This window comes from Arthrobacter sp. zg-Y1219 (genome assembly GCF_030125545.1).
GTDB lineage: Bacteria > Actinomycetota > Actinomycetes > Actinomycetales > Micrococcaceae > Arthrobacter_B.
Genome location: NZ_JASKLY010000026.1, coordinates 1 through 2603 on the forward strand (window position 1 = coordinate 1; position 2603 = coordinate 2603).

A 2603-nucleotide genomic window follows, 5' to 3' on the forward strand; every position below is an offset into this window, starting at 1 on the left:
TGCACTAAATTCGAAACCAGCTAAAAAAGTCCTCCCAACCCACGGGGTGGGCGGAAGAACCAGTTCAACCAATTAAAATAATTGGTATCAATAAACTTGGCACACTATTGAGTTCTCAAACAACAGATGCATCCGAAATACTCGGAAAAACAATTGAATGTCTTTCTTTTCTCTTCGCTGCAGTGTTTCTTTATTCTATCTCATCCGGACTGTTTTAGCAATTCGGGATATTCCGAAGACTGCTTCATTTTGTCCGGAGAAACCCACGCCAAATCCCCGGCTTTCCGCTCCCGGGCTTCTCAGCGCAGGATGGATCACCAGGATGTTTTTGGTGTGGTGTGGCCGCCATGCTCGTGAAGTTTTCCAACTCCCGGCCGCGGCGACTTAGAAGACTCTACACAGGTTTCGCCGGGCCCGCAAATCGGCCGGATCGGCCCAAACCGCAGCCGGGGCCGGCCCAAGAAAAGGACCGGTCCCGGCTGCAGCTGGGGGTGGATTGGTGCAAATCCCGCGTTAGCTACTGCGCCGGCGCGATGGCCCCAGGACCAGCAGAGCGCCGGCCAACATTATTCCACCGCCGGCCAGGGCTAGGCCTGTCATACCGTCAGCTCCGGTTTTCGGAAGGCGTTCTGTGTAAGGCACAGGTGCATACACGTTGACCACCTCGACGGCTTGAGACTGCCCGGGAAGGATGGCCACTTCACCAGTGCCTGAGGTTTCCACCGTGACGTCCTCGTTGGCTCCGGACGCGGGTTCCGAAACCCGGCACAGCACTCCCGCCGGAATACCTTCGTACCGCCGGGTATAAGTATCCGCAGTGGTCTCCTCGGGGATCACGAACGTCTCGTCAATCAGCCCGTCACCGCACTGGACGTGAAGCACGACGTCGTCCTGCAGGCCGGCGCCCGAGCCGCTGATGGTTTTCGCCACGACCAGGCTGCCCGGGTTGAATTCCACAGTGTTAGTGACCTCCAGGACGTTTTCGCCTTCAGCGATTGTCACGGGCTCCGGGAGTACGGGTGTCACCGTTACCTCCACGGTGGATCCGGTTACCTCTTCCGCCACCGCGCACACCGTTCCAACCGGCAGGTCTGTCACGGAGTTGCTGACCGGCGCAGCTGTCCCGGCAGGAATGTCAAAGACAAAGGCCCCTGCTTCAGCGCAGTCCACGGTGAGGGTGATGGCGCCCTGGCTACCGATTCCTCCGCCGGCAAACACCTTATTGACCACGAGGTCTCCCGGTACAAAGAACTCCGCCGTCGCCCCGGCAGCGGCTTCCAACACCGTGCTCGCGGCAAGGATGAGGGGTTGCGCATTATCCATGCCTGGATTGCCGCCGTCGTAGAGGTAGACGTTGCCTGTTTGGACGGAGACGGAAGCGCGGGCGCTAAGGACTCCCGGGTCGGTGGATGCCGGCGGGCCACCCACCCAGACCTGGGTGCCCGAAGTGACAGTGCTTCCGTTCGGAATAGGGACAGTCCCTGCAGCGTCGGCAAACATCGTGTATCCAGTCGGCACGGAAACGGTAACCTCCGCAGCTCCTTCCGCTGCCACCGTGAACGGGCCCGCCACGCCTCCCGCCGGACCCGCAGCAACCGGTGGGGTAACGGTGACATTCGGCGGGGGCGGTTCCACCAGGGGCCCATTGGCCTGTGCGTCGGCGACGATCGCCTCAACTGCGCCTCTGATGACCGTCTCCGATGTATTGACCAGGTATCCGTCGGTGAAGTACCAGATCGCACCCTGAACCGCCGCAGCCTGCTGATTTGCCGTTAAGCCCGCAGGCGCTGCGGGATTCGCAGGATAATAGTTGTTCAGGACATAATTCACGTAGCCGATGTTGGCTACGTTGGATTCTTCCCAGGCCCCCTGAACGTAGCCGACGCCGACCATGGTTTCCACCGCTGTGTCGATACAGTACATCTGCCCGATCCCGCCATCGGCATCCTCAGTGATAATGATGCCCGCGAACCGGCCGGTCACAGGCACTCCCACTGGGTTCTCCTCCGGATACGGTGCCAAGGGATCCGGCGGGGTCGGATTGTCAGCTACGAACGCCTGCACCCTTTGAGCGGGCCCGAGCTCGGTAGTCACGACTTCCGCATTGGCGCCGGCTACCGGCGCCGGATCATTCGGGTCCGGCTCTGTCCACGAGGCATTCGCGGGTGCCGCGAACGGTGCCAGCAGCAGCGCCGCAACGGCCGCCGTACTAAGAGACCTGCGTAGCCGGCGCCCGTGCCCCGGCCGACGCCGCAGGCCGGATGGAAAGGAATAATGGCTCATAGGGGTCTTCCTGCTTCTATCCCTGGGGATGATTCGCGAGTGACCATGCCGAAACCAGTTCGGCCTGTGTGCTAGGCACAGTATGTGGAATCCGAAGCCGGGGGTAGGCGGAACCGCAATATCCGTAGAAAGCCGGGGAGGGACCAAATTACCTATGGACATTCCCTGGTTAAACAAGTAAGGCCCCGCCAAGGGCGGGGCCTTACTCTCTGAACAACCGGTGTCTTTCAACCGTAAATATTGTCCGGCGGTGACCTACTCTCCCACATCCTCCCGGATGCAGTACCATCGGCGCTGTGGGTCTTAGCTTCCGGGTTCGG

1 protein-coding gene and 1 rRNA gene are annotated in these 2603 nt (G+C 60.5%); both read right to left on the reverse strand.

Annotated elements, in window-relative coordinates:
- Positions 1-513 precede the first annotated feature (513 nt).
- On the reverse strand, positions 514-1995 hold the full coding sequence (locus tag QNO00_RS17250) for a DUF5979 domain-containing protein (protein ID WP_284025432.1): 1482 nt from the start codon (positions 1993-1995) through the stop codon (positions 514-516).
- Positions 1996-2525: 530 nt separating this feature from the next.
- A 5S ribosomal RNA gene (gene rrf / locus QNO00_RS17255) occupies positions 2526-2603 on the reverse strand; the annotation flags it as partial.